18 protein-coding genes and 1 tRNA gene are annotated in these 25,590 nt (G+C 64.1%); 11 read left to right on the forward strand and 8 right to left on the reverse strand.

The window, feature by feature from the left end; translation table 11 throughout:
* Positions 1–44: 44 nt before the first annotated feature.
* A complete protein-coding gene (locus DBP14_RS35225) occupies positions 45–1,826 on the reverse strand; it encodes a lipopolysaccharide biosynthesis protein (protein ID WP_129312306.1) in 1,782 nt (593 codons plus the stop codon).
* Complete coding sequence (locus tag DBP14_RS35230) at positions 1,823–3,061, reverse strand: glycosyltransferase family 4 protein (RefSeq protein WP_241741381.1); 1,239 nt, start codon at positions 3,059–3,061, stop codon at positions 1,823–1,825. The genes DBP14_RS35225 and DBP14_RS35230 overlap by 4 nt, the downstream gene beginning before the upstream one ends.
* A gap of 210 nt (positions 3,062–3,271) precedes the next feature.
* On the opposite strand from DBP14_RS35230, the gene DBP14_RS35235 reads away from it, so the two are divergent.
* On the forward strand, positions 3,272–3,724 hold the full coding sequence (locus DBP14_RS35235; RefSeq protein WP_129312308.1) for an adenylyltransferase/cytidyltransferase family protein: 453 nt from the start codon (positions 3,272–3,274) through the stop codon (positions 3,722–3,724).
* Here the strand turns inward: DBP14_RS35235 and DBP14_RS35240 are convergent.
* Both DBP14_RS35240 and DBP14_RS35245 read right to left on the reverse strand, forming a co-directional pair.
* The gene (locus tag DBP14_RS35240) at positions 3,684–4,400 is read right to left on the reverse strand and encodes a CDP-alcohol phosphatidyltransferase family protein (RefSeq protein WP_129312309.1); all 717 of its coding nucleotides are present in this window, start codon (positions 4,398–4,400) and stop codon (positions 3,684–3,686) included. The two genes, DBP14_RS35235 and DBP14_RS35240, sit on opposite strands and share 41 nt — an antisense overlap.
* A 283-nt stretch (positions 4,401–4,683) precedes the next feature.
* Positions 4,684–5,550 (reverse strand): hypothetical protein, encoded by an 867-nt coding sequence (locus DBP14_RS35245; RefSeq protein ID WP_129312310.1) that lies wholly within the window; start codon positions 5,548–5,550, stop codon positions 4,684–4,686.
* 1,645 nt (positions 5,551–7,195) lie between these two features.
* On the opposite strand from DBP14_RS35245, the gene DBP14_RS35255 reads away from it, so the two are divergent.
* From DBP14_RS35255 to DBP14_RS35300, 10 genes are all read left to right on the forward strand, one after another.
* Positions 7,196–8,281, forward strand: coding sequence for a ParA family protein (locus DBP14_RS35255; RefSeq protein ID WP_129312312.1), 1,086 nt, complete (start codon positions 7,196–7,198; stop codon positions 8,279–8,281).
* A 335-nt stretch (positions 8,282–8,616) separates the two neighbouring features.
* Positions 8,617–9,189 carry a hypothetical protein gene (locus DBP14_RS35260; protein ID WP_129312313.1) on the forward strand — a complete coding sequence of 191 codons (573 nt, stop codon included), beginning with the start codon at positions 8,617–8,619 and terminating at the stop codon, positions 9,187–9,189.
* 731 nt (positions 9,190–9,920) lie between these two features.
* On the forward strand, positions 9,921–10,946 hold the full coding sequence (locus tag DBP14_RS35265; protein WP_129312314.1) for a bifunctional DNA primase/polymerase: 1,026 nt from the start codon (positions 9,921–9,923) through the stop codon (positions 10,944–10,946).
* Positions 10,943–12,472 (forward strand): phage/plasmid primase, P4 family, encoded by a 1,530-nt coding sequence (locus DBP14_RS35270; RefSeq protein WP_129312315.1) that lies wholly within the window; start codon positions 10,943–10,945, stop codon positions 12,470–12,472. The genes DBP14_RS35265 and DBP14_RS35270 overlap by 4 nt, the downstream gene beginning before the upstream one ends.
* A 196-nt stretch (positions 12,473–12,668) precedes the next feature.
* Entirely contained in the window at positions 12,669–13,052 is a 384-nt protein-coding gene (locus DBP14_RS35275; RefSeq protein ID WP_129312316.1) for a DUF6009 family protein, read from the forward strand.
* Positions 13,053–13,473: 421 nt separating this feature from the next.
* Positions 13,474–13,555: transfer RNA gene (locus tag DBP14_RS35280), tRNA-Leu, on the forward strand.
* A 709-nt stretch (positions 13,556–14,264) separates the two neighbouring features.
* The gene (locus tag DBP14_RS35285; RefSeq protein ID WP_129312317.1) at positions 14,265–14,501 is read left to right on the forward strand and encodes a hypothetical protein; all 237 of its coding nucleotides are present in this window, start codon (positions 14,265–14,267) and stop codon (positions 14,499–14,501) included.
* A 185-nt stretch (positions 14,502–14,686) separates the two neighbouring features.
* Entirely contained in the window at positions 14,687–15,097 is a 411-nt protein-coding gene (locus DBP14_RS35290; protein ID WP_129312318.1) for a hypothetical protein, read from the forward strand.
* Positions 15,094–17,112 (forward strand): hypothetical protein, encoded by a 2,019-nt coding sequence (locus tag DBP14_RS35295; RefSeq protein WP_129312319.1) that lies wholly within the window; start codon positions 15,094–15,096, stop codon positions 17,110–17,112. Before DBP14_RS35290 ends, DBP14_RS35295 begins: the two co-directional genes overlap by 4 nt.
* Positions 17,113–17,974: 862 nt before the next feature.
* The gene (locus DBP14_RS35300) at positions 17,975–19,366 is read left to right on the forward strand and encodes a hypothetical protein (protein ID WP_129312320.1); all 1,392 of its coding nucleotides are present in this window, start codon (positions 17,975–17,977) and stop codon (positions 19,364–19,366) included.
* 411 nt (positions 19,367–19,777) lie between these two features.
* Here the strand turns inward: DBP14_RS35300 and DBP14_RS35305 are convergent, their stop codons facing one another.
* From DBP14_RS35305 to DBP14_RS35320, 4 genes are all read right to left on the reverse strand, one after another.
* Positions 19,778–20,593 (reverse strand): DUF6292 family protein, encoded by an 816-nt coding sequence (locus tag DBP14_RS35305; protein WP_129312321.1) that lies wholly within the window; start codon positions 20,591–20,593, stop codon positions 19,778–19,780.
* Positions 20,594–21,695: 1,102 nt separating this feature from the next.
* On the reverse strand, positions 21,696–22,979 hold the full coding sequence (locus DBP14_RS35310; protein WP_129312322.1) for a DUF11 domain-containing protein: 1,284 nt from the start codon (positions 22,977–22,979) through the stop codon (positions 21,696–21,698).
* A gap of 233 nt (positions 22,980–23,212) precedes the next feature.
* Entirely contained in the window at positions 23,213–23,692 is a 480-nt protein-coding gene (locus DBP14_RS35315; protein ID WP_129312323.1) for an ATP-binding protein, read from the reverse strand.
* Positions 23,693–24,411: 719 nt separating this feature from the next.
* The gene (locus DBP14_RS35320; protein WP_129312324.1) at positions 24,412–24,948 is read right to left on the reverse strand and encodes a hypothetical protein; all 537 of its coding nucleotides are present in this window, start codon (positions 24,946–24,948) and stop codon (positions 24,412–24,414) included.
* Between the last annotated feature and the right edge of the window lie 642 nt (positions 24,949–25,590).

The following is a 25,590-nucleotide window of genomic DNA, read 5'->3' on the forward strand; positions in this document are numbered from 1 at the left end:
TTCGGCGTGGTCGTTCCCGGCCCTCCGCTGGTTTCGCCAACGCCTCACGGGTGGAGGGAGCGGGCGGGCCGCACCGGCAGGTCGGGGCGGTCCACCCGGCGCAGGGCGAGGGTCATCGTCGGGCTGTCGTCCGTGGCCTGGACGGCAGGCGTCGTATTCTCCCGTGGCATGGAGGCCTCCGGCGCACCGCTTCGCATCCCAGGAGCCGCTGTGCCGTCGTCGCCTTTCCACGGGGCGAGCCGGCTCATGCGCTTGGCCCTCGTACCTCGGGAGGAGCTGGATCGCGCCGTGCCCTCCGCGTGCAGGAGCGCGCCCAGGACCCTGCCGCCCGCTCCGGTGACCAGTTCGTGGATGCGGGTCAGCTCATCGCGGCGGACCTTGCGGGGGTCGCACACGACGAGGACGCCATCCACCCGGTCGGCGAGGGCTATGGCGTCGGCGTACGACAGCACCGCGGGGGCGAGGACCACGACCACCGCGTCCGGTCCGTCCGCCGTGGCGATCAGTTGGGTGGCGGGCGCTGAGGTCAGTGCGCGGGCCACGTTGCGCACCCGGGCACCGGGAATGAAGCCGAAGGTGCCGGACTCTTCCGCTTCCATGGGGATGCGCTCGCCGGTCGGCCAGCCGCGGTCTCCGCGCGCGGGTATGCGCGCGGCCCAGCCCGGCTGTATCCCGTCGGCTTTGCGGAGCCGTGCGGCCAGTCCAGGGGACCGTAAGTCAGCCTCCACCAACAGGACTTCGTGGCCCATCTCCGCGAACGAAGCCGCGAGGTTGACCGATGCGGCGGCCGCTGTCGTGATAGCTCCGCGGGGAGCTACGACCAGCAGTCGGCGCCGGTCGGCGAAACGCTGGTCGTAGGCGAGCCGGAAGGCCACCGAGCGATATGCCTCGGCCATCCGGCCACGGGCGAGCAGACCGTTCGCGTCACCGCTGCTTCGCCGGGCGTGCGGCAACGTTCCGAGGACGGGGGCACGCAGTGCCCGGACGACATCGCCCTCGGAGCGCGCGGTCGGGTCGAAGACCAGCCGCACCCAGGCGGCGAGCAGTCCGACACCGATGCCGACGGCGGCTCCGAGCCCGAGGAGCAAGAGCAGTCCCGGCCCGGAGGGGGCTCTGGGTGGGGTAGCGGTGCGGACGACGAAGCCGGGTGTGGTGTCGAGCGCCTTCAGCTGAGTGATGCTGTTGTCGAGCTGGGAGATCTGACTCAGGACCGAGGTCTGTGCGGACTGTGTGCTGCTCTCGCTCCGGCCCTCGACCGCGATCTGCTTGGTCAGCCTGTCACGCTGCTTCTCCAGCGGCTTGAGTTGCTTCTCGTAGCCCGCGACCATGTGGCCGATCAGGGATTGCGTCTGTTCTTGCCGGTTGTCCAGATACGCCTGGGCGAAGGCGTTGGCGCGCCGAGCGGCGGTGCCCGGAGAGCCAGCGGTGTAGTCGAAGCGCAATACCAGCGTGTTAGGCGGGTTGGTGACCTGAAGCCCGGATTGGAGCCGCTGGGCGGCGTCCGGCATGCCCAGTGTCTTCGCCGCGCGTGAGGCGACAGCGTTGCTCACCGCCGTCTGCCGCTCCGATCCGATACTGACCTGCTTCTCCTGAGTGGTGGAGCCGGGCCCGAACGGGTCGGCGGTGGGGGAGCGGACCGTCACCTCGCTGGTCGCCACGTACGAGTCGCCGCCCGCGAGTCCGATCCAGGCACCCCCGGCCAGTCCTGCGACCAGGCCCAGGACGATCAGCAGCCGGTAGCGCAGCAACTGCTTGAACTGGTCCCTCAGCAGATCGGGTTCGTCTGGTCCGCTCGCGCGTGAGGTGTGGTCAGCGGCGGCCGTCATGCGCGGGCCTCCTTCATCGCCAGCGCCTCGTCCAGCAAGGCGCTCATCCTCGCGAGGCCGGCCTCCCGGCTGAGATGGGCATCGATGTACGCCAGGCCGCGCGCTCCCAGCCGATCAGCGGCGGCGGGGTCGTGGGACAGCTCACGGACCGCGTTCAGCAGGGCTGCCGCGCTCTCCGGCGGGACCACGATTCCCGCTGCCGACCGGCTGACCTCCCGCGCCGCTCCGCCGCCCACCGACACCGACGCCACGACGGGCCGTCCTGCGGCGAAGTACGAGGTGAGCTTGGACGGCACACTCATGTCGAGTACCGAGGCCCGCTGCGTCACAGCCAGTACATCCGCCGCGGCGAGCACTTCGGGAAACTCGGCGTCTGCGGCCGGCGGGAGGAACTGCAGATTGGGCAATCCCGCGCCCAGTGCCTGCAGGGCGCTTCGCTGGCTGCCCTCTCCCATCAGCACCACCTGTACCTCGGGTGCCTGCCGGGCCGCCTCCACCAGTACGTCCAGGCCCTGCTTGAGGCCCATGTTCCCCGCGTGCAGGAGGATCGTACGGTCCTTCCGCCAGCCGAGCCGGGCACGCGTCTCGGAGCGTGGCCTGGTGGGCCGGGGGATGTGCGACCAATTGGGGACCAGCCGGATGGTGTGACGTGGCACACCCATCGCCGTCACCGGAGCGATGAAGGACTCGTGGATGACACCCACGAGCGCGGCCCGTCCCAGCACCTGTGCCTCGACGGCCCGGGCCGTTCTCGACACCCGGCCGCCCCCGCGGATGCCGCTCTGCGCGGCCGCCGCCCCCATCAGGTCCTGCACCACGGGCACGAACGGCCGGCTCCATCGGCGGGCGGCACGAGCCCCGAGGATCCCACCCGCGAGGCTTGGCATCTGGGCGAGAACCACATCGGGCCGGGGCATACGAGGCGGTGCCGCCAGCCCGTGCGCGAGGATCGACGCCTCGTACAAGACGCGGCGCGCGGCGGTCTGCCGTGACGGGACGGTGTGCCGGCGACGATGCACCAGGGTGCCGTTGTGCTCCTCAACGGTCCGCCACTTCCCTCGGTACGCCGGCTCCGTCCGCCAGGCCGGGTAGTGCGGCATCCCCGCCCATACATGGACTTCGGCGCCGTCGGCCCCAGCGAAGTGCTCGGCGGCCTGGGTCGCATACGGGCCGATCCCGGCACGCTCGGGCGCGTAGTTCGTGGACACCAGCAGCACCCGCGGCGGCTGCCTCAACCCCTTGGGCGGTCCTGGCTTGTTCGATAAGTCAGAGTGCTCCGACATGACACTTTCCCATCTCCCCCAGGCATGGATCCTATGTGCGCCTCCGTGCCTCCCCTGGCCATCAATCTGCGTGGGAGCAACGTCACACTGCCCTGGACAGACTGGGTCCCACATGGTCCGATGCGCTGAAAACAGCATGTCGAACAAGGGTTTTTGTTACCTATGCCGCAGATCGTGGGCTACGCGCCGGGGGTCTACGACCTCTTCCACGTCGGTCACCTCAACATCCTCAGACACGCCCGCAGCCAGTGCGACTACCTGGTGGCCGGCGTCGTCTCCGACGAGATGGCGGAACTGGCCAAGGGCCGTACACCGCTGGTCCCGCTGGTAGAACGTCTGGAGATCGTACGCAGCGTCCGCTTCGTCAATGCGGCGTTCGTGGAGACCGTGCCGGACAAGCTCCAGACGTGGAAGCAGGTCCGTTTCGACGTGATCTTCAAGGGCGACGACTGGCGCGGCACGCCCAAGGGCGACCGGCTTGAACATGACTTCGCGACCGTCGGCGTCGAGGTCGTCTATTTCCCCTACACCGTTCACACGTCCAGCACCCAGTTACGCCGGGCGCTCGACGCGCTCACCGCACAGCGGCCAGTTCCCGGTACCACTTCACCATGAAGGCGGCCAGAAAGACCGTGTGGACGGCGAACAGCGCGGCGTACCCGGCGAGGAAGGCTCGCTGGTTGCCCAGGAGCATGAAGACGGTGCAGAACACCCCGTAGTCCACTGGCAGGAGCGCCAGTGCGCGCAGAGGGGAGGGCCCGGCAAGCGGAGCGTCAGTGTTCCCCGCGGCGGCCTTCGGCTTGAGGTGGTCGGTGAGCAGCCCGCCGAAAAAGATCAGCATGGCCACGGACTGGAAGGCCAGAGGCAGCAGCAGCCAGCCGCGGCCGGGCAGATCGAAGAACCGGTAGAACGACACGAGCACCGCGGCGTGCAGACCGGTGATCTTCGCGCAGTCCACAACATGGTCCAGCCACTCCCCAGCCGCACTGCTCTCGCCGCGCAGCCGCGCGAGCTGGCCATCCGCCGAGTCGAAGGCGAAGCCGATCGCGAGCGCCGCGTACACGGCGCATGCCAGGCGCCACGACGGCCGCGCACACGCGATCGAGGCTACGGCCGAGAAGGTGAATAGGCCACTTATTCCTGTGACTTGGTTGGGTGTCAGCCCCATCCGGTAAGCGACTGCTGCCAGAACCCTGCCCAGCGGGCGGTTGATGCAACGTGAGTAAAACGAGACGCCCTTCGCTGTCTTCTGCGCATTGCGTAACGTGCGAAGCGCCGTACCTAATGCCATGTCTTGAGCCATTGCCCGCCCCCAGATATCCGGACTCACCGGAACGCCAGAATCCGTACGTCGGTCATGATGGCATCCCCCGCTCATCGGGCAATGCGCTGGGCTGGCATCCGGCACCCCCCGAGCGGCGTGGTTGCGGTCTCCCGGTCTGCTCAGCAGACCGGGAGACCGCAACCGTCGCACAGCTCGTTTGCGGTCTCCCAGATCATGAACGTCCGCCGGCGTACGTCCCCGGCCCCGCAGTCCGCGCCGGCCCCGTTACCCCTGGCCGGCCATCAGTCGCTCAGTCTCGCTTGGCGGGGACAGCGTCCTGGGGCTTTGCCTGCATTCCGCTGAGCAGTTTGAAGAGTTGGGCAGCCCGACCAGTGGGACGGTTGTCGACACAGGAACCCTTTGGAGCAGTGTAGGTCTGCGCGACAAAGGCACTTGCCTCGGTGAATGACGGCTCGTCCACCACAACATTTTTCACGTATTTACTGGTGCCAACAGCTTTCAACGTCCCCTTGACCCGATGCCCCATACCCACATACCCCAAAGTAAGGACGTCACCTGCGGGCGCGTTCGCATCAATAGTGGTGCTGCTTTCAACGCTGTCATCCCATGTCCTGCTATAGGTGCGGCTCGCCGAATCCTCGAACGCTTGCTCCGAGGTCTGACTACCAGAGCTATTGCCGGAAATCTTACCGCTGAGCCTGACCGCGGTTGCGCTCTGATCCCTATCGCTCGAGGTAGCATCATTGAAGTTCGGGGTATATGTTTCGTTAGTCTTTGTAACGGTCTCCGTACCTTCGGCAGTTCCGGCAAGCGAGACCTCCGAGGATCCCTCAACCGACCCCGTCCTGGATGCCCGACCGGCGATATTCCCCCCGATATTGTCGGTGATTGTCGGCTGGTAGGTGATGGTCCGAGACACGCTGATGTCGTGGTCTGTGCAGTTCAGATAAGAGTCGCCTACCGATACAAAGCCACCTCGATATTCCTGCACACCATCCACAACGAACCTGCACCCCTTTCCTTGGCTGCAGAGGTTCGTCACCTCTTTGACCGACGGAAGAGGCTTGTTGCCGTCAAAAGCTTGTGCCTTCGGCATGGGAGCGCCGTGGCCGTCCGCAGCACTGGCAGGAACCGCAGCCAGGGAAACGACGGTCATGGAAACCAGCGGAACCAGAAGCGCGTAGAAAGCATGAGCCCCTGAAGAAACGCACCGCGACCGTAGTGTGCCGTTCAAAGCCGTTCTCCTTGCCATTCGCCATTGATTGATCTCTTTGTCCTCATGACTGGCTCACGTTCAACGCAAGCACGAAGTCATTTCCTTCCAACGGGAAGCACACATGAATAGGTCGAGGCGCACCGTAGTCAGCGCGCCGGCACCGGGGACCAAAAGTGTTACCAAAAGAAATATGCCGCTGTCAGCAACTGAGCCATTCGAAGAGTTCCTCTCGTGCGCAGCTCACCGCCGGGCAAGGAGTGCCCAATACCATTTATAACGCCTTGAACCGGCATATAGATGAGGGTGAGGCCAATACGAGGCTGACGTACTACTCATCCGATTGGACGCGTTACTCATCCGGTTGGCGGAGCATCACGCCAACCGGTGCCGACATGCGATCGTGACCGCCCCGGCATGGGAACAAACGTCTCCGCCGCAGCCAGTTGCTGGTCAACTGGCTGCGGCGGAGAAGGGTTTGGTGCAGTGGCCCTGCGGTTATCTGATACTTCCGTCTTCCACCACCACACCTTTCACAACCCGGCTGACCTGTCAGCCGCCGCTTACAAGAATCCTAAAGCCCGGGAACTCCGGGGACCTCCGGGAGCAGCGGGGGAACAACCGGCGGAGCAACCGGCGGAACGACCGGAGGAACGACCGGAGGAACCGCCGGAGGAACTTCAGGAGCCGCCGGTGCCGCCGGCATGGGGGCCGGAGGCAGGGACGGCACGGACGCACAGGCGCTCACGCCACTGGACGCCAGGCCAAGGATGTTGAGGGTGTTGCCGCATACATTGATCGGAATGCTCACCGGCACATGAATCAGGTTGTTCGACAGGATCGAGGCGTTCCCGCCCGGCGTGTCGGCGGCTTGGGCTGTCGCAGCTCCCAGTGCACCGCTCAGGACCAGCGAAGTAGTGGCAGCCCCTAACACAGCCGCCTTCATCATCTTGCGCACGTTTACATCTCCCAGATCTGGTTGGACGCTTCGTTGCAGGCTGCGTGTCAGCACCGCTCAAGTCAGAGCAACCGTCTTGTGCACGGTCGGGATCTCGGCAGCCTGCAGTGAAAGAGTCGCCCGCAGTCTGATTATGACGTCGGCGATAATCTTCATTGACGCTCTTTCACAGTGGGAACGCCGCATCGGATGAAGCAGAACCGAGCCACGGAGGGGCCGACCACCCGTTTGGCGCAAACTCGGTATCCCCTGGGCAGGCCCCGTAGTTGTCCTGCCCAGAGAGTCCCTTCGGTCTTCACAACAGATATGGAGCGCTGAATGGTGGGTCTCCTGCCATGGCGCGGCAGGAGACCCACCATCACACGCTGTCGAATACCTGCTCGGGGCCCATGACCTGCGGGTTCACAATTTCACATACTCTGCTCACCTGCTCACTCGCACCGCAGCCCACTCTTCAAGGTCAGCGTTTACTTCAATAACGGCGACATCTTCTGCTGCATATGGAACATGTTTCGCCTGACGTGTAGTCTCCCCCGCAGACCGGCATTTTCTTGAGCGCAAGGCGCTTCGAGTGCCCAAGTTTCCAGGCGATGCCTGACACCAAAAGCCCCCTGTTAGAGAGGACAATGCATGGACGTCATCGAAATTGATGGACTGTCGAGTCGCCTCAACGTCATCAAATCTTTTTCAGACATGTCTGACCCAGAGGATATCGACGCGCTCGTCAGCCAACTGCGCCCCCGGCTTCGGAACGTCATCGGGACGACCATCGGCAAGGGCGGTGAGGGCAAGACGACCCTCACCGCCAATATGGCCTACGTTCTGGCCGCGGCAGAAAGGGAAAGAGCCAGCCAAGGGAAGCCAAGTAAGCCGATCCTGTACATCGAGCTCGACAGCAATGGCAACGGCAGGCTGAACCTCGGTATCAGAGGGGGCGAATTCGACGACGAGGGACTGGGGTTCTTTGAAGCTCTGACAGAGGACAAGGCGCTCAAGATCATCCAAGGTGCCCGTCCTTGCCTCGACATGGTCGTCTCCGGGAGGCACAACGGCGACATCCCCTCCTCCCTGACCAAGCTCTCCGACAAGCACGGAATCGCGTCCTACCTCTTGCTCGCAGTCCTGCTGGCTCAGATCTCCCATCAGTACCGCTGGATCCTGCTCGACTTCTCTCCAGGCGACAAGATGATCCAACGGCTCGGGCTGGCGGCCTGTACACACCTGGTCGCACCGATGAAGGGATCTGACAACGCCGTGATCGAGGGCCTTGGCACCCTGGCCACCCTTGTCCGCCAGATTCGGCGCCTCAACCATGAGGTGGCGATCGCGTCCCTGGTCTTCCTCGGCTACCGAAGGGTCAACGACGAACCCACACGCCAGCTGACCAACCTACGCAAGAAGCTGGGCATTCTGCTCGACCGCGCGCACATCAGGCCAGAAGTTGTAGTGGACGCCTTCGTCCGTGATGGCGCGACAACAGCGAATCTGTCCCGGAACTACGGCATGCCAGCGGGGGAGTTCGCCCTCGCCGCGACGGGACGGCTCATCGATTCCGACAGCGGGGAGCCTGTGGATCGCCCGCGCGACGAGAACGGCCGCCTCGCCGATCCACAACGTGCACTCGACCTCGCACGCGACTACGTCGATGTCACCGCCCAAGTGATCCAGCTCATCCGGCAACGCAACCACGAGCTGCAGGGAGACGACGCAGCATGACTCCTGCTCACGCAGAAGGCCCACAGCGGAAGACCCCTCCGAAGGCGAAGGCCGTTCCCCGGGCTTCCACCCAACGCTTGCTGATGCCGACGGTCGACCTCGAAGGGCTCGGCGGTGCCGGCAACTGTGATGAACTTCCCCCGCTGGACCTTGCCCGATTCACCTCTCCAGGGCCCGGGAAGGTCCCAGCTCTGGGGACCGGCACCGAAAACACTCAGGAGACCCAGCCCTGGAGAGAATCCTCGGCCCCTGCTGCTGTCCCCGCACGCCGGCCCAGACGGCACTCTCTCCATGCGTTCGCTCCGAGCCACAGCAGCTCTCGTCGGCAAGAACGCTTGAAAGAACTCCTCATCAAGACACCGTGCTACGCCGCGCTTCTCGAGTCGTACGCCGTAGCCCAATCGGGCAAGGAGGCGTACCAGAACCGCAACATCCAGCTCTACGGACTCACCGCCCAGGAGCTCGCCGACCGGATCACCATCGACAAGGCCGTCATGACCGGGATGAATCTGCCGACGCCTCGTTTCACTCCAGCGCACTACATCGACGCTGTGCTTGAGCGGGCTCTGGGCTCCCTCGATCCTCAAGGAGCCGACTCCCAAGCCCTGGAGGCGGACAGAGACACCGTCTGGGATCTCGCGCAAGACGGCCTGTGCTACCGCGACTACATCTCGACAGAGCCCACCGTCGCCGGGCTGAAGAAGCCACGGTCTCAGTCCCCCCTGCGAGTCAGGGTCAATCAGCGAGTCAGCCGCATGATGGACATCCTTAAGACGATGCCCGACTTGAAGACCCAGCCCTTCGAAATCATCAGCGCGTGCATGGCGAAGTACCTGGAAGCACTCAGGAACGAACAGCCGACGTTCGAGGAGCTGTGGAACCGCAACTTGGAGACCAGCTACCAGTAAGCGGTCGTGTGGGCAAGAAGCTGAGCGGGGCGACGCCCCCCCCCCGTCAGGGACCGAAGGGACTCTTCTTGCCAATTATGACGTAGATACAGCATGGGTACGTATACGCGGGCGCGTACATCTGACCTGAAGTACAGCTCATAATTAGCGATGTGAGTCCCTACAGTCCCTCTCAGAGCAGCGCTGACCGCTCTGACCTGCAACGATCCTCAGGGACTGAAGTGCAGGGACCGACGCCTCGATAAGTCCCTCGTGCCTGCGGGGGGGCCGCCCCTCAGCGCGAGACGTGGCCGCGCGCGCCCTCCGCAGGCTCCAGGCCGACAGGCTTCCCGTCCCTGAGTCCCTCTCCGTCCCTGTCGGAAGGGACCGACGAGGATCCTCCGGACAGCCGCAGGGTTGGAGAGTTGAGTCCCTTGAGTCGCTCCCAAATTGGTACAAATAGTGGTCATCCGGAAGACAGGCGCTGCGCTTGAGGGATCGAAGGGACTCAAGGGACTAGCGAAGCTGATAGAAACGGACACGCGGACGAGCTACCACACTCCTGCCTCACGCGGCCCTACACTCTCTTCGAAAATACAGTCCCTTCGGTCCCTGAGATAGCATCATTCATCCTTGTGGCCTGGTGCTTTCCCCAGGGACCGAACCGACGACCAGACAAGGACGACCCAGTGGCGCGTCTCGGTGAGACACGTTCGCCTGCCCGCCGGGCCAGGCCTACGACACCGCACGCCGTGGCCCACTGGTGTGCGGCCCAGGGCTGGCCGGTCCATCCTTTGGCGCCGGGCCGCAAAACGCCGGCGGCCAACTGCGCGGCCTGTAAAGGAAGGCAACACGACCCGAAGACGTGTCCGTGTCCGCAGGAGGGGCGACCGTGCCACGGTTTCCACGCCGCTACGACCGATCCGCGGTACATCGACCGCTGGTGGACGCAGACCCCAGCGTCGGGCGTAGGAGTGGCTTGCGGTCCGGCTGGTCTTGTCGTCATCGACATCGATGCCCATGCGGCGCCCGTCCCGGACCGCGGCAGGTTGCTCCCGGGCATTCCCATTCCTGACGCTGTCAACCTGACCGGCCTGGCTTCAGGTTTCGACACACTTGCTCTGCTTGCGGCTCTGCGAGGCCAGCCCGACCCCGCGAGCGACAACAGCACCTTGCGCGTGCGCACGCCTTCGGGAGGGCTGCACATCTGGTACCGGAACCCCGACCAGGCTGTCCGGTTCCGCTGTTCCACTGGTTCCAGCCCGAAGGTCGCCCTGGCCTGGCAGGTCGACGTGCGAGCCACGGGCGGTTACATCATCGCGCCGACTACGCGCACGGCCCACGGTACATATCAGGCCGAAGGCCCCAGTCGGGCACCTGCTCCGCTCCCCGACTGGCTGCGGACAGAACTCATCCGCACCGGTCACGTCATAACTCCCAAGCCGCGCCCGCAGACCGGCGCGTCCGGTTGTGTCCCTCGGCGCTCCCGCCGCAAGCCTGACGCCGCTCAGCGGGCCCTCGCAGCGCTGGTGGCCGAGGTGACCCAGTGTGAGAGGGTCCCTGAAGGCGCTGGTTTCACAGAGAAGCTGAACCGAGCCGCATATACCGCAGGAGGACTTGTGGCTGCTGGCCACCTCGACGAGGCCGTGGTGCGCGACCTCCTGCTCGAGTCCGCCAACCGAGCACGCCCCTGGCAGACGGCCCGCAACGAGAAGATCATGGAAGACGGCCTTGCCGCCGGGGCCGCCCGCCCGTTCCACCTCGAAGGACGTTCATGAGCAGCGCCGAGAGCACACCGCGCTTCGACGCACATGCTGCCGCTCAGCAGATGCTCGACTTCCAGGCTGCCGAGCGATCCGCCGCCTTGTTGCCCGCCCAGAGCTCATCGAGTGCGCCTCACGCCAGCTGGCAGCCGGACGGCCAACTGCCACCGTCCCTGACCGACCGAGGAAATGCCCGACTGTTCATCAGGCTGTACCGAGACCAGTTCCGCCACGTTGAAGGTCTCGGCTGGTTCGCCTGGGACGGCTACCGCTGGAAACGCGCGGGAGGGGAGAAGGCGGCGCTCTGGGCAGCCGGCGAGATGGCTGAAGGCATGCCGGAGAGCGACCCGCAGGGGCTGTTCACCGATCGAGAGCTGTTGCACCACAAGAAGCGCACCCTGTCCACCACCGGGATGAAGGCGCTGCTGGTGCAGGCCAAGGCGTCTCCGGACCTCTCAGTGGACCCCGACACGCTCGACGGCGACCCCTATGCCCTCTGCACCCCCGCCGGCGTCGTCAATCTCCATACGGGCCTGCTGCGCAAGCCCGACCCTACGTGCGATTTCCACTCGCGTGCCACCAGTGTCGCTCCCGAGAAGATGGAGACTCCCCGCTGGCACCGCTTCCTGGCCGACACGTTCGGCCAGGAAGCGGAGGGGCAGGAGATGATCGACTTCCTGCACCTGCTCCTGGGGTACTCCGTCACGGGCGACGTGGGAGCCCAAGTCCTTCCGTTTCTCCATGGCCAGGGCAAGAACGGCAAATCCGTCCTGCTCGACACGATGATCCAGATCCTTGGGGACTACGCGGACGCCGCTCCACCGGGATTCCTCATGGACCGGGGTGCCTTCTCCGAACACTCCACTGAACTCACCGAACTGCACGGCCGCCGACTGATCGTATGCAGTGAACTCAAGCCCAACGACAAGTTCGACGAGGCTCGAGTCCGCCTCCTGACCGGCGGAGACAAGATCAAGGCCCGCCGCATGCGGCAGGACTACTTCTCCTTCACCCCCACCCATCACCTCTGGCTGCTGGGCAACCACCGGCCCGAGGTGTCCACGGGAGGCTTCGCATTCTGGCGCCGTATCCGGCTCCTGCCTTTCGAGCGTGTCGTTCCGGACGAGCGCAAGATCGACAACCTTGCCTTCGAACTCGTCCGAGACGAGGGCCCGGGCATCTTGCAGTGGCTGATCGAAGGCGCCCGTCGCTACCTCACCACGCGTGACCCCTTGGAAGGCCCCGACAGGGTCCGCATCGCCACCACCGCCTATGCCAACACTGAGGACCACATCGGCCGGTTCCTCGCCGAATGCTGTACCCGCGATGCCGAGACCCAGCCCGACCTTCGTGTCGAACAAGGTCTCCTCTACACGGCCTACAGCTCCTGGTGCAGTGCCGGCGAAGGCATCCGCCCTGCCAGCCCGCGTGCCTTCGCCACGCGCGTCCGGCAGGAAGTCGGTCTCACCTCACCCACAGACATGATCAAGTCCAACGGCCGAAAGTACTACCCCAACATCGGGCTGGTCGTGAACGAATGACTACATACCACCCAGTATGGCGGACACCGCACCACACGACCTGCACCTGCGCCGAAGGCACCTCTAGGATGAATACCCGGCCCCCGCTTGCGGCGGCCCTGACATCGCCGTCGGACATCAGCTGGTGTGCTGGCGCCACCGTGTGCACACGCCCCGTCCGGCACTGCTATAAACCAACCAAGGAGGGGCTGCAGCCATGAGCTCGCTGTTGACGGAGGGCGATCTCACCCACGAGGCACACGTGGTCTGGCTGGAGAACCCCGAGCACCTGGACTACGTCCGGCAGGCTCTCGACAAGACCAAGCGGCGCAATACGAGACCGCCCTACGAGCGCGATGGGCGCATGGTCGGCTATGTCCAACTCGACGATCAGGCCGAACCCGACCCCGACAGCGGCTTGTACAAGCGCCGCGTCTTCTTCCTCCTGCCGCACGACCGTGACAGCCTGCCCGACGGCCTGTACCGGGAAGGCGCACCAGGAGAGGCCGTCGACCCGCGAACCATTGTGCCGGGGAAACCGGGAGCGAAGACGCCTCGATCTCAGAGCGGACCCGCGGCCATAGCGTCGGCCACGTCCTGACATGGCGGCGTCGGCCCGGGGCTCGATTGCCGACCGTTGCCCACCAGCCCGATCCGCAGGCTAGGGGGCACAGCCGTACTGGTTGTGACCTCCGGCCGTGACCCTCTGGCTGCGAACCGGCCGGGTCCGCAGGTCGACAAGCTCTCGATCGCCGTGAGCGAGGAACTCAATGCGCCCCCCATGCACGCGGAGCGTACCTCGTATTTCTGATCGTGCTTCACTGCGCTCTGCTGTGCGCCGTGTTGTCTGCGGGACCATCTCTTGATGTTCCAGGCCCTGAGCCAGGCGCGGAGAAGGAATGCGCATTCCAGAAATCCAGGTCAGGCCTCGGTGCCTTTCCCCGGGGTGGCGCGTGATAAAGTGACGCAGCTTGGATACATGGTGGCGGACGACTTCTAGAGAGTCTGCCGACCGTATCCTTGGGAGTGTGGCGGAACTGGCAGACGCGCCGGATTCAAACTCCGGTGTCTTATGACGTGAGGGTTCGAGTCCCTCCACTCCTACTCCAGGGGAATCGCTGAGCAACTGCTAGCGAGGTTTCTCATACACGGCTGAACCCCTGTCTGTCTGCCACGCCCACCGCCAAGGGTTTCCGGGGATATATTCAGCAGGGGTACGGGACGACGACGGCGGTGCCGGCCGCGCCTCCTGCGATCACGGCGCCGATGAGCCCCGCTCAGAGTGGCTCGTGGGCCGTGCGGTCCCGTGCGAGCTGCGCCATTCCGCCCCCGCGAACAGGCGCGGCCCGACGCTGTGAACATCCTGTCAGCGCTCTGTGCGTGCCTCCCCGATAGAGGGCCAACTCTTTTTTGAGGGACATAGTTCAGCCAGTACTGGGCACGCTCACCACAGCCCCCAGCGCCGGGGGTAAGAATTGTTCAAGAATGAAGGTCTCCCTAGGGTCGCCGACCGTCGCGGTCGGCTTGTCTGATTTTGATGGAAGGGGATCGGTTGTGCCAGACAGCATCAACGCACGAATCGCCCCGCGGATGAGATGTACCCGATACGGTGAACTTGACGCGTAACCTCGTGGGTCATGCCCCTTAAGCAGGCAGCCGGGCGGTAAGTTGATGTCTGCCCAATTTTCCATGCCGACTTGAGGGGGATGCCTTGGATAGCAGATTGCATCGGGGGCCCGACCGGCGGCCAGGTCTCACAGCAGGGGAAATCGCCCAGATGTCAGGTGCGGTCACGCGACCTACTGTCGCTTCGGTGGCAGCGACCGCCGGAGTGCCGGGGCACGCAATCCGCAGGGGGATCTCCCAGGAGAACGGTCGACGGATGGCGGCCGCCATGTCTGTCGGACTGTTGACCGAACGGTCCGCGCGGTTCATCGCGGACGATCCGCAAGCGGTCATCAGGGCGGCACAGGAACTTCAGAGTCTGGTATGGGAAATCATGCGCGCCAGGCTTGAGGAAGGGATTCACGATAGAACAGCCATTGCGTAGTTGAGGAGTACACCGGCCCGCCGCACCTCCGCCAAAAGAAGCAGCCGGGCCGGTGTCAACAGATAGTTCGTCCATCGCGCCCATGTTCGAACATTGGTCGCAAAGGAGACGAACGCACTGCTAGGAGAAAGAGAATACCCATGTCTGCGGCAACTCGGGGGAGCCGACACCCAGGTCTCCTTAGGGTGCTCTCCACCGCATCTCCGCCCGACGACAACACGACCCCACCTGGCCTGATGGCAGTTCCCGGTACGTATGGCTGGTGGTATGCCCTGTCGACGGACCGTCAGGACGGTGGCATCTGGAATGGACGCGAAGATCAGGCAGGACAAGTCCTGGCCTGGTGCCCAGAGGTACTCGCCCGGCTCTCGGAACTCAGTGCCGACGGCGTGTGCCACGAGCAGCACTACGTGGTGCGCGTGAACCAGCAGTTGGCACTGCTCTCCGACAGAGATCTTCCGGAGGGCAAAGGTTGGGAACAATTCACAGCGATTGATCTCTGGGAGTCCCTCGCGTTCAAGGATCTTCTGGCTGAGATCGTCCATGTCCAGGCGCAGCAGCTCCCCCGGATCGTTTTCAGGGAGGGAGGGCAGTGACAACCGGACTTCATCTCGGCGGCAACGTGTCCGTAGCGCCGTATGCCGGACATGTGCCGGACATCGCGGAAGGAGATCACGCATCCCGGAATCTGGGATACCTCCACAAGCAGCCCTGCGAATCCCGTAACCGGGGCGGCCGCTCCGTGCCACAAGTACCGATGGAGGACGTGGCCGCCCCACCAGGCCGGCCAGTCATCGGCTCCGCGGGCTGGTACTACGAAGCGGGTGAAGACGGCGGCACGGTCTGGAAGACCAACCGTGGCAAGGAAGGCGGCTGGGACGTCGTCCTGGACTGGGCTCCCTATGTCTCCGAGCGTCTGGTCCTCATCGGCGAGGACGGGAAGTCCGCGGGCCGGTACTACACGATCACCATCGGCGCGGACACCCTTACCAAAAGCCTGTCGGATCTGCGAACCGCCGACGGCTGGAACGATTTCAGCGATGACAGCGGCGCCGCATCGCGAGCGATCCGCGAAGTCCTCATCAACATCATCACCGATCAGGGCAAGCGCCTGCCCCGTACACCCGTGGTGGCTCACACCGGCTGGCATCGCCTGCCCGACGTAGGTCTGACGTACGTGCACGCGGACGGCCGTAGCTACCCGAGTGGTCGCTCGGTTCGCGTCATCGGAGCGCCCGAAACAGTGCGGCACGCGGCCGCCCCGCTTGAGCGTGCCGCCACGGAGACAGAATGCCGACGGGCGGTCGCCGACATCGCCGCTCATGGCTGGGCTTCCCTGATGACACTGGCAGTCGGCGCGCGGTCCCTGGCCTACTCGCTGCGCCCTGTTTCGGCGGCGTTCGTTCTCGACGCGGCCCCCAACTCGGGCAAGACCTCGGCCGCCAACACCGCTCGCAGTCTTCTTCTCACGGCCCGGCCCCACGCCTGGCCGCCTGTTCCGACCAAGGGCATGAGCAGCACCGCCACGGACATCGAATGCGCGCTCGACTTCGAGGGCGACATGCCGACGCTGCTCGACGACATCCCCCTGACCAGGGCCTCATCTGCTTCGCAGGTGCGGGAGATGGAGAAGAAGCTAGAACTCGTCATCCGCGCAGCGGGGAACGCGACGGAAATCAAGGGGCGGCGGAACCGCGACTTGACGGCCAAGCCCGCGAACCGCGTCCGGTCCATCCCCGTCATCGCGGCCCAGATGCTGCCGGCCACCATGCAGGAATCCCTGTATCGGCGTTCGGTTGTCATCTACCTCTCGCGGGACGGCGGCGAGGTCGACTGGCGCTGGTACAAAGCCGGGGGAGGGGAGAGCCTCACGGTTCCTCTTCGCACCCTCGGTGACAAGATCATCGCATATCTGCACGGCCTGCCCGATGCTGATGTCCATCTCGGAGATCTTGAGAAGAGAGCCTTCGAACAGCTCAGCGCTCATGTGGAGGCAGTGCTGCCGGAGCCGGGTGACACGATGGACGGTGTCATCACCGCCGCTGCCGCCATGCTCTCGGGCCTCGGCCTCGTCGCGGCTGTCACGGGCATGGAAATGTCCGATCTGCTGGATGTCGTGGCGGCCCCGCTCGCCGGCTCCCTCGCACGGCAGGCCGCCTGCATGGAAGCGCAGAGTACTGCTCAGGACGGTGTAGCCACCGCCGTGGGAGAAGTCCTGCGCAAAGCCTTCGCTCGTGGACGCCTGCACATCCGCGATGACAAGGGCGTCGTGCGTCCCGCCGTCGACGGACAGGTGGAGCAGGACCAGGGTCTGACGCAGAGGCGGAACGGCAGCGGATGGGAAGGCAAGGGGCCCGCGGCATACTGGCTGCCCCACCGTGGCCCGGCGCTGGGGATCACCACCAAGAATCTCAACATGCTGCTCAAGGCAAGCGGAGACTCCCGGGTGAACTGCTACGTCGACCGTGCCCTGCCCGATGCCCTCCTCCAAGCTGACGCGATTCTGCGAAACAGCAGTCAGAAAGATCGGGTCGCCTCGCACCGGGTGCGTGTGGGTGCGGAGAACCTGCGCCTCCTCCTGCTGAGACCAGACCTGATTTGGGACTTCTGAAAGGCTGCAGCCCGTCCCACGCACCGGTGGTCACGATGCACGTCTGGAGATGCCCCGGCAGCCGGACGCCGGTAGCATGTAAAAGCTCCTACCGCCGTAAGGGATAGACGAGGTCCTCCTTCCCCGCATTCAGGGAAGGGGGACCTCGTTCGCGTTCCGGGAGGTCACAAGCGCCTCAGCCGGGCCATGGCGTACGAGACACCGAGGACGATGTCCACGAGTACCCAGATCACGATGATCACGCCCACGCCGATCGCCGTGCCCAAGTTTTGCGCCGCATTGCAGTCGTGCGGGTTGAGTACGCCGCACTTCAAGGGGGTTCGCGCACCTGAGCGAGCGCCTCCAACCACCCATACCAAGAAGACCACCTGTAAGGTCACAAAAGACAACTTGAACCAACGGCGGGGCCACTTGGACCGGCCCCGGACGTTTTGGTCAGGTGCGGAAGGTGGCGGGGCATCGTTGGAGTCCCGCCGATGTCGGCCCTGGGTATTCACTCAAACTCCCTTGTCTGTTTCCCGAGCTGGTCAACATTCGTGAACTGGCCGGCCCATGTTGGTCTTGCTCTCCAGGGGGATCCCAGCAGGGCAACCGTCGAGCCCGTGGAGAGACCCGTCAACCCTTTGAGCAGGCGACCTGGTCACTGACGTGCAAGCTTTTCACCGCTCCCGGTCGAAGCGATATGGGATCTGATATTACGACTTCCCTTTTAGGCTGACGTGCTATGACCGCTGCGCGCGGCATGTCGACCTGCAGTCCAGGACGTCACCCATTTGGACCACCCGATTCGTCATACAAGACGAATTCGTGCCTCTGTACGGGTGAGAGCACTGCGAAGGGTGCGCCGCGTGGGAGGTACGTCGTGAGAAGAAGACGCGACATCATCTTGATATTGATTTCCGTCATCGCCAGTCTGGGGAGTTCCCTCTTCTTCTCCGGTACTGGGACTGGGGCTGCCGCTGAACCACGACGCCATGCGCCGAGTGCCGCCGCTCACACGTGGATCTACCCCAACAATAAGGTTCCCATTTCGTCGACAATCTACGGAGTGAATAACGATTGTCGGCAAATTTCGAGAGCTGATTTTCCGGCATTCAATGCCAAGCTGCACGGCCTCGGATATCGTTTGCTGCGATTCCCTGGCGGCTGGGAATCAGAGAACTTTAACTGGGCAAACGATACAGCCCCCGGATACAGCAATCTCTCTTGCGCGACTACAGCGCAGGCGAAGGGGGCCGTGGCCGCCAAGGCATTTGTGGTCAAAACCGAACCTTACATCAGCGACCCGAGTCCGGCTCATCTCAGCAGCCTGAAGAGCGAAGCTGTCGAATTGGTGCGGAAGCATGGAAATGCGGTACAGCATTGGCTGATCGGCAACGAGTGGTGGCTGCAGTCAGGTGGCGGAGTTGGGCGGCCCAAAAAGCTCCGCAGGTATGCGACTGTGGCGCGAGCTATTGCACAGGGAATGAAACAAGCCAACCCGCGTATCAATGTGTATGTGACCGGTGACTGGACGCGGCCTTGGGAGTTCACCTGGATCAGAAGAGAATTCGAATCCGCAGGAGCATGGCGCTACGTGGATGGGGTGGACCTGCACATCTATGCGGGAGACGATGGCTCCATCCATGACTACCGGAACATCCAAAGAAATCTGGGGGCAATCAAGTCGCGAACTGGTAAGTCGAAGATCTTCGCCTCCGAGTGGGCCGCGTCAAAAGCGTATTCTGTGGGTCGCAAGAGGGCTTTACGTTCGGTGAACAACATGGTCATCCTTATGCACAGGATGATCCGTGCCGGGGTGACATCGATGGCGTATTGGCCGCCCACGGATGTTGCGCCGGGCATCGGCCTCTTCGAGAAGAAGGGTGGAGTGTACGCGGATCTGCCCCATGGCCAGGCATTCCGATGGATGGCTCGCGAAATGCGGGGTTACGCGATCGCGACCACAGCGACAGATGGCCTGGAAACGACGGCGTCGAACAATGTCGCCGGCAAGACCATGACCGTGCTGATCCCGTCGAAGCAGTTGTTCAACCGAAAAATCGTTGTCCATTTTGTGCGAACGAAAATTACCGGCGTTGTTTCGGCGCAAGCCATGTGGATGGCGGATCCCGACGCCATTGGTCAAGCGGCGCATATCGCTCCACTGCGTGTCGGTGCGCTGAACGAAACGGTCACTGTTACTGCGAACCCCGGAACGGTTGGACGGGGGAGCAGCTACGAACTCATCAAGCTCGTCGTGAGATATCAGTGATCCATGCCCAAGTATCTATTCTTCAGGTGACGGCGTTCCCAGGTGGAGAGACGGCCAGCAGCATCAATTGCAAGCGGTGAACATCCACGGATCACGGCTTCTCCTCCTTGCTCCGTCAGAGTTAAGTATGGGTTCATGAGGATCACCGCGCACGGCCAGTGTTCAGTTCCTCTCCGCATGCGCTTGTCTGTTCGGCGCGGCTGGGTCGGCGCGCCTCCCACGACCCTTCTCCACGATTCACCACACTGACGCCGTCATACCCAACGACAGCGCATGAGGCGAGGACGGAAGGCGATGGGGGAGACGCGCCCCACCCCATGGCCGCGCTGAGACAACCGGAGCGCCGAGGCTGCTTTCCCGGTCGGATGTAAGGAGGGACTGTGAAAGAGGGTTCGGCCGCGGGTTCACTTCCTATGCGTGCCAGTCGTGGTCATCCTGCAGATTGGCCAGGGAGTGCGTTTGCCCGTAGCGGTGCACGCTCTGATAGTCGCCGGGGGTCCGGCTGGCCAGATCCTGCGCAAGGCTGTGCGCGAGATCGTCGGGGCCAGTCAGTGGCCCGACTGCCTCGGTGTAGGCCAGCAGGTGCTGGAGGGCATGCAATTCGCTGTTCCTGATGGGAAGGAAGAGGATTCGGTCATCTCCGGAACGCAACGCCTTTGTGACACGCTCGCGGTAGGCAGTGCCCTGCGCCTCCACGAAGCGGTATTCGTAGCTGACGTGGGCAAGCGGGCTATGGCTGGGTCCCGGCGCGTATTTGCCGAAGTCGGCCGTCAGTTCCTGCAGCTGATCGCACGCGGCACGGTAGAAGGGGCGTTCGTCGCTGCCTGCGGTGTCAGGGTCGACGCGAAGCTCGGAGACGAAGGCGGCTACGCGCTCGGGTGAGGGCAGCAGGCCGGCGCGCAGCCAGCGCGTCTGCTCGACGGGGGGCGTGGTACTGGCGGCGTCCCGGATGGTCCGGCAACACCACCCTGACGTCCCGAGCCAGTGAAGGAAAGATTCCGCAGACTCGTCGAGACTCAGCGGGAATGCCCTGTTGAAGTGAATGCTTCCCTCGACGTCGACGTCGTTGATCTCGTCCTCGTCATAAGCGGCATAGGCGTAGAGGGAACTGACGGGCAGCCCGTCAGCGAGAAGCCGTTCCGCTACGGCAGCCATGTAGTGGCCAACCCTTGTCTCCAGCTTGTTCTTGAGGTCTCTCGGTCCCGAGTTCTTAGCGGCCTCAATCACGGAGCCCTCCTGTGATGCATCCGGTCGATCGATGAACAGGTAGTCCGAGCGAGGCGTTGCCTCTGCGGGTAGTCGGTCTTTCGAGGGGCTGGTGGCTGGGGCCGTGCTCTGGCGTCTGTGAGGGAGCCGGCCGCAGATCGGGCAGGGGCGCACAGCACAGCAGTGGGGACGACTGCCGCAGGCTGCGCGAAATCGAGCGGATGGCCGGAGCGGGTTGCCGCCCGGGTGGAGTGCCAGCACCGGTCGGCTATGGCTGCATGGACTCCGGGAGAGCGGCCGAGGTCAGCAGGTGACGGGATCTGAGCATGCCTGTTGGCTCTCGGGTCGCTCACCTTGGCCGGACTCACCTTGGCAGCGAGGTCTTCGCCAGTCGAGCGGCCGGCGGTGGGCCGGCCTGTTTGACCTTGGAAGACTGCGCAGATTCCGGACTCGGGTAACAGCCGGCGCTCCCGCACCGCTCGCGTCAGCCGCGGCGTGAGACGCGCCGGGTCTACTCCCGGGGCCCGGCGTACTTCGGTCGCTGAGTCGCCTTCCGCTGCGTGAGCCGGCTTCGCGGAGCACATCGAGGGGCCGCGCGCCCAAGTCACCAGGAGAGGCTCAACAGTATGGGCGGCCGTGGTGCAGACGGCGCTGCCGCGGCCGGGGCAAGCGACTGCCATCAGATGCGGTTCTTCCCACAGCCGGCGCGACGAGACACCACTGGGATAACCGTGCCAGTGTGAAACAAGATCGCGCATACCAAGTCTGTTGTATAATGCACACAGCCGGGCTCGCTTCGGGGGGATCGCCTCAAGTCCCTCATGAACAGAGCAACGCGTGACCGGCGCCACGGTTACGAGCCCATATTTTTGACTCTTCGTCAATTCGGCCTACGATTCCACATCTCTGATGTGATCGAAGGGTTATCTGCACGACCATGCCTTCGGCTCATGTCCGTGTTCCGGGCCGTATCCGGTCGTCGCAGTCGAATGACGTCGCTCTGCGAGATAGGGGAAGTGCCCTGCCGTCGCGGCCAGGACGAGCAGCAGGTGCTGCTGGCCGACCGCGACACGCGTCTCTTCCCTCCACTCTCATCGTGGGTGGACTTCTGACCGGGACAAGGTCACCCGGCCGTCTTGACCGCGTTGCGGCGACGGCGAACGAAGCCCATACCGACAGCACTCACCGCCCCAGCTGTGACCGCGCCGACGGACGGGTCGATCAACGGGATGGGAATCACCCTGGTGGACGCCGCCGTGGTGTTGTTCTGGGGCAGCGGGTCGGGATCGTTGCCCCAGACGGTCACGATGTTGTCGAGCCTGACTCCACCGGGCCTGGGGGCGGTGCCGGTCACCGTGATGGTGGTGCTGTCACCAACAGCCAGCTTCCCGCCGGTGCAGGAGAGTTGTCTGTTGAGGATCTGGCATCCCGGACTTGAGGTGACGGGGTTTTGCAGTCCCCTGGGAAGCGTGTCCCTGACGGTCCAACCTGACGACGTGGATGGGCCGTTGTTCGTCACGGTGATGGTGTAGGTGACTGCCCCGCCAGCGTTTACCTCAGTCTGGTGGGTCTTGGTCACCTTCAAGTCCGCATGGGCCAGGAAGCACGCGGTCGCGTCAACGGCGCTGCCGGCAGCCGCATTCTGGGACGACAGCAGAGTGAAGGTCGGGGCGGAACTTCCCGGGCTCTTCACGGCGATTCGATACAGCTTGCCACCGTTGTCGAAGAATCCCAGATCGTTGTTTCCGTAGGTGAAGGCGCCGCCGACGCCTTTGCCTGCGGACATCGGCACCGGGCTGAAGAAGTCAGCTACCTTGCCCGTGGCAGCGTTGATGCGCTGAATTTTGCCCTTCGCCGTCGCGGTCCAGAAGTATCCTGAGGAATAGGTGATGTCGCCGGCACCCTTGCCCAACGGGGAACTCAGCGGAATCTTCGAGACGACCTTCCGCTTGCTCACATCGATCTTGTATAACGGAGTGTCGTTCCCGGCGACGTAGTAGTAGCCCTTGGAATCGAACCCACCGATGTAGTAGTTGGGCTTGTGGGGGAGGCCTGCGACCGCGCCGAGGTCCGTGACTGAACCAGTCTCGTTGATCCGCAATAGGTGGTCGGTGTCGCGGTTCATCACGAAGACATACCGAGTCTTGGGATCTACACCGCTCGCGTTGTAGCCGGGGCCGGTGGGCCCCAGCTTGGAGAAGGTGATGACGCCCTGCCCCTCCGTCCCCTGGTAGAGCCTGACCGCTGTGGTGGATCCTGCCGGCTGAAAGATCTGCCCCTTGCACGCGAAACCGTCCGGAGCAGCCGCCATGGCGTGGGGGGCGACCGCCAGGCCCAGCGCGCCTTCGACTACGCCGCCGACCGTGAGCGCGATTGTCAGCAGCCGCCTGGAGAGATTCCTGTTCATCTGTCTTGCTCACCTGTCCGTTCGGTAGGGATACGTGCAGTAATGAGCACCGTGGCCCTTTAGCGTGACGAGCGGGTGATCTGAACAGGTGACCTCTAGTGAGGATGGGCACTCAATTACGCTGCCGACGCTGCCCAGTGACTGGTGAGCGTGGTCGGCGGTCCACCAGAGTGACCATTCGGTGCTGGGCAGAGGGCTCTTCTGGTCTGCCGCCAGCAGAGTCTGATGGCACGTCAACCAGACTCGGCATGGGTGGTGATGGTGCACCACACCCAGCCGGCGTCGTTCACCCCCCAGGCATCCGCGACCATGTCGACGAGCAGGAGGCCGCGTCCGTTCTCATCGAGAAGGCCTGGTGAGCGCGGCGTCAGCGCGCTCACCGGCCCGCCCCACGCCTGGATCTCCACCATCCCGGAGGCACGGGACAAGCAAACGCCGATCCTTTGACCAGAGCCATGCCAGATGGCGTTGGTGACGAGTTCACTGAGGAGTAAAAGGGCGGGATCAACATATCGGTGGAGCCCCCACGCGCGGAGTTTCACATCGCAGATACGCCGCACCTCACTGACCTGGACGAGATCCCTGGCCGCAGGAGTCGCCCCCGGCGCCACCGGGGTGCGCGGAAAGCTGAAGGCGACACGCGAGGCCACCGTCTGGTCCGTTGCGGGAAGGGATACCTGTTGGGTTTCTCCAGTCGACAGGGACGGCGTCATTTGTGGCCTCCTGTGTCGGCATCAGGGATCCACCGCGGGACCCAGGTCGGCGAGACGGGCGTTCGGCGGAACGGTGCTTTCTGCCAGGAGGCACAGGTCCAGTAACGGATGCCCATGGACGGCGGACGGAGAGCGATCCGCGCTTCACGATGAAGCGCTCCGATGGGGCGCCCACGTGATGAGCACTGCTCAGCGCGCCGCAGTTGAAGGTGGATGCCGAACATGAGAGCTCCCACGAACAGGACGAAGAGGATTACCCAACATACGTGGCCCCTATAGGAGAACAGGGGCAATGTGCAAACAACTTCAACGTGTCAGGCGTCACTCCGCCAGTTCCCCCGAACTCATGTTCTTCAGCAATGGGCCAAAGGAGCTGACGTGTCATTCGTGGTGGCGTCTCATTGGGTGGCTGGGCGAGAGCCGAGAAAATGCGACGTCAGGTGAGGTGGGCTTTGCGAACCGATCTTGAATAGGAGAAGCGGCCGTACGCTCCTATGATCCGGAAAGCGTGAAGGATCCCGGTGACACGGCCCTGCTCAATGCTGACAGGCGAGCCGCCGACGGGAGATGCGGATCCACTGCAATTCCTGCGATGTCAGTCGGCGGAGCCTTTCCCGGCAGGTGTGGCCTGAAGGGGGCACCGCCGACCTCATCTCGTACCCCGCCCCACTGACTGTCCGATGGACATCGTCCCGGCGGAGCATGCGTATCAGCGAGAGTCAGGAGCAGAGTCCGTTGACGCCGCCGGGTACCGGGCGGCCCGCATCCGCGAGTACGCCGTCCGGTACGCCATTGCGCAGCCACTGCAGGGTGGTAGGAGTAAGCATTCCATCGGCGTGCAGCAGGGGAACGTTCTGTTGCAGCATCAGGGTCACCATGGCTTCGGTCTTGAGGGGCAGGCCAAGATAGGCACGGGCCTGCCGACGGCAGGTGACCTCCTGGGCCATGCCGCCTGCCGTCGCCCTCCATGAGCGGATCGTGGGGCGCCGGATGCCCCAGACCCATCCCTCAGCGTAGAAGAGCCCGGCAGGCAGGGCTCTGGCCGACGTCGAGTCGATCCCAGCGCAGTCATGGCGATCATCCGTTCCTGTCCGTGCCGAAGCAGGGGTGAAGAATCGTCCGCGGTCCAGGAATAACTCCGCCGTGCATGAATACCGGGAATCCGATGGGCGGGGGAGCTGCGCATGCGCCTGGGTCTCGCGATGGAGAAATTCAACGAGCCATTGCTCAGGCTCGCTCAGCTCCAAGGAAGTCACGCACATATCTCCTTCTGTGATGGACATGGCTTTATGCCCGGTCTGGAGCCGGGGCGGACGCAAGCCCGGCCGGCACGGGCTGTCCTTCTGCTCCGGGGCGGATCGCGGACCTCGGCCCGCCTGGTGTTCCTTGCCAAGTGTCGCATTGCCCTGGTGCGGCGGAGGGCAGACGATTCCTGCGGCCTGGGACACCACGCGAACGGGTAGACCTTGCCTCCGGGTCCATCGATATCGGCCGCCTCCGTTGTCCCGCGCCCTTCACGGAAACGGCGTGGAAGGGTGCGAATGGCGTAGGCCGAAAAGCTGACCGGTAGCGCGCGTGTCGTCACAGAGGCTTGAGTCAACTGCGCGTACTCGGGCTGATGTTGGGGTACGCGCGCGAGACAGCAGGCGTGCGGCCGACGGCGTTCGGGGGAGTCGATCCTTGCCCCAGGTCGTGATCGTTGAGATTGTGTCGGAGGCCCTGACCAGTGGAGCAGTGTCCTGAGCAGAGGTCGCCCGCAGTCGTCTTCGCAGAGCCCCGAGGTGCTCCTCCTGCCCCGCCGGAGACGGGTGCCATCCGCCAGGGCAGGTACGGGTGTTCGCCCTTCGCCCTAGAGGGTGGTCTTCGTCCTCCGCGTAGTTACGTGATTCATGGGCCGG

The sequence above is a fragment of the Streptomyces sp. L2 genome, from assembly GCF_004124325.1.
Classification (GTDB): domain Bacteria; phylum Actinomycetota; class Actinomycetes; order Streptomycetales; family Streptomycetaceae; genus Streptomyces.

Coding starts and splice junctions, on each gene's coding strand:
- DBP14_RS35275 (WP_129312316.1), top strand. CDS start 12,669: ATGAGCTCGCTGTTGACGGAGGGCGATCTCACCCACGAGGCACACGTG.
- DBP14_RS35245 (WP_129312310.1), bottom strand. CDS start 5,550: ATGACCGTCGTTTCCCTGGCTGCGGTTCCTGCCAGTGCTGCGGACGGC.
- DBP14_RS35235 (WP_129312308.1), top strand. CDS start 3,272: ATGCCGCAGATCGTGGGCTACGCGCCGGGGGTCTACGACCTCTTCCAC.
- DBP14_RS35315 (WP_129312323.1), bottom strand. CDS start 23,692: ATGACGCCGTCCCTGTCGACTGGAGAAACCCAACAGGTATCCCTTCCC.
- DBP14_RS35225 (WP_129312306.1), bottom strand. CDS start 1,826: ATGACGGCCGCCGCTGACCACACCTCACGCGCGAGCGGACCAGACGAA.
- DBP14_RS35240 (WP_129312309.1), bottom strand. CDS start 4,400: ATGGCATTAGGTACGGCGCTTCGCACGTTACGCAATGCGCAGAAGACA.
- DBP14_RS35270 (WP_129312315.1), top strand. CDS start 10,943: ATGAGCAGCGCCGAGAGCACACCGCGCTTCGACGCACATGCTGCCGCT.
- DBP14_RS35255 (WP_129312312.1), top strand. CDS start 7,196: ATGGACGTCATCGAAATTGATGGACTGTCGAGTCGCCTCAACGTCATC.
- DBP14_RS35310 (WP_129312322.1), bottom strand. CDS start 22,979: ATGAACAGGAATCTCTCCAGGCGGCTGCTGACAATCGCGCTCACGGTC.